The sequence below is a fragment of the Streptomyces sp. NPDC048479 genome (assembly GCF_040651435.1).
Taxonomy (GTDB): Bacteria; Actinomycetota; Actinomycetes; order Streptomycetales; family Streptomycetaceae; genus Streptomyces.
On record NZ_JBEZKA010000104.1, the window covers coordinates 1 to 2,231 of the forward strand.

The 2,231-nt window shown below is 64.4% G+C and carries 1 protein-coding gene; it reads left to right on the plus strand.

The genetic code is table 11. The annotated features are described in order from the left end of the window. Positions 1–833 precede the first annotated feature (833 nt). Entirely contained in the window at positions 834–2,036 is a 1,203-nt protein-coding gene (ltrA, locus tag AB0D12_RS41160; RefSeq protein ID WP_362695186.1) for a group II intron reverse transcriptase/maturase, read from the plus strand. Positions 2,037–2,231 lie beyond the last annotated feature (195 nt).

Consider the following 2,231-nt stretch of genomic DNA (forward strand, 5'->3'; position numbering starts at 1 on the left):
ACATGTTCAGACGAAGGCCGCCTCCGCGTACGCCGGATACCGAACCGAGTGATCAAGTTCGACGCACCATTCGACGCCGGATGTTAAAGATCAAGTGTACGTCCAGCAGTCCGGGCGTCGTTGCAGCTCGGAAGGGGTGTGAACGATGTAACCGGACGTCAAGTTCAGGATAGCCAGCCGGTGCAAGTCCGGTCCGGGGAGACGCCAGGGTCCCCGGTAGCTGACTCCCGGCGTCCCTCGAAAGGGTGGCGTCGAAGTGGAGTGACAAGCGTCCGTCAGGGGCGTGCAACCGACCAGTCCGCAACATGAAGTGAAGCCTGCAGCGTCGTCATTTAACCCCCGCCCGTGGGGGCGGGCCAAGGAGGAGCCGAGCCTGTGCTTGTTTGGCGAAGGCCACGGAAGGCGATCTCGGACCTGGAGCGGTCGCCGAAGAACCTCCCGGCGTAAGGGGCGTGGAATGGTCGGAAGGTTGTCCTGGGAACTGGAGAGAGCCTCCTCGGCCCCGGGTATTGCGGTCCGGGAAGCGTGGCCTTGCCTATAACCGGCAGAACCGGGAAATGGCGGGCTGCCGAGAGGCAGTCGGAGGGGGCCGTAGTAGTGGTGATCGGCGGGACAACATAACCCGCTGGGAGCGAAGGGCCCCTGCTTCATCGATGCGATTCGCGAACACGGAGGGACCCGGATGAGTGCCGTATCGGCTAGTTCCATCCGCCGGGAGGAAGGCACCGCACGACCGGGTGGCCAAGGTCCGAGCCTTGCAGCGGACGCTCTACCGCTGTGCCAAGCAAGAACCCGAACGCCGGTTTCATGCCCTGTATAGCCATGTCCACCGCATGGACGTTCTTCGGCGGGCATGGGCCGGTGTGTGCGCAAACCGAGGGGCCCCAGGCGTGGACGGAATGACCGTCGATGCCGTGGCAGCCTCGGGGGTGGATGCATTCCTCCAGGACCTGTCGGAGAGGCTGCGGACGTATATGTATCGTCCGACGGTGCTGCGGCGGGTCCAGATTCCTAAGCCGGGGCGGCCGGGGGAGTTCCGGCCGCTGTCGATTCCCACCGTGGCGGACCGGGTGGTGATGGCGGCCGCGAAATTGGTCCTGGAACCGGTCTTCGAGGCTCAGTTCACCGAGGCGAGCTACGGATTCCGGCCCAAACGGTCCGCGATCGATGCGTGCGAAGCCGTGCGTATCGCGGCGAACCAGCGGCGGGAGCGGGTGTTCGAGGCCGACATCCGGGACTGTTTCGGGACGATCGACCACGACGCGCTGATGGCCCAGGTGGCCCGTCGTGTGGTGGACCGGCCGATGCTGAAGCTTATCCGGGCGTGGCTGCGGATGGGAGTTCTGGAGGGCGGGGTGACGTCTCCGACCGGGGCGGGAACTCCTCAGGGCTCACCGGTTTCCCCGTTGCTGGCGAACATTGCACTGCATGTCCTCGACGAGGCGTGGCAGGGCGAAGGGCGCCGACTGGGAACGCTGGTGAGGTACTGCGATGATTTCGTGGTTCTGTCGCCGATCAAGGAACGGGCCGAACAGGCCCGGGAATTGGCTGCGAAGGTGCTGGCACGACTCGGGATGCGACTCCATCCCGGCAAGTCCGGCATCGTTTGCCTCGCTCGGGGTGAACAGGGCTTTGATTTCCTCGGCTTCCACCACCGGAAGGTGGAATCGTGGAAATGGCGGGGCAAGTTCTACTTGCGGCGTTGGCCCTCGGCCAGAGCGATGCGAGTGCTGCGGGACAAAGTCCATGCAGCGACCGCACGTTCAAAGACTGAGCGGCCGGTGTCTGCCGCGGTAGCCGACCTCAACCCCGTACTACGAGGGTGGGCTGCGTACTTCCGCAACGGGAACTCCGGGCGGAAGTACAATGTGGTCGACGGCTACGTCCACGAGCGGCTGGCGATCTTCGCCAGTACGAAACACAGAATGGCGGGCCGGAACTGGGCCACCCGTTTCACCTACGGATGGATCACCCGGCTCGGTGTCTATCGCCTTACCGGAAACGTGCACAGGGTGATGGCGCATGCCAGCCGGTGAACGATGTCGGAAAGCCGTGTGCGGGAGAACTGCATGCACGGTTTGAAGTGGCGGGGACTGGAAACGGAGCATCGGCCACCGCGCCAGTCCCCGACCCTACTATTGATCCGAAACGGTAGGGGTTCTGGATCGTTGATCGATGCGTGACTGAACTGGTGGGGGATGCGCGGCAGTTGGCGCCGCAGGTGCAGGAGG

Excerpts from the sequence above, each read along its gene's own strand:
- ltrA (WP_362695186.1), top strand. The coding sequence starts at position 834 with ATGGACGTTCTTCGGCGGGCATGGGCCGGTGTGTGCGCAAACCGAGGG.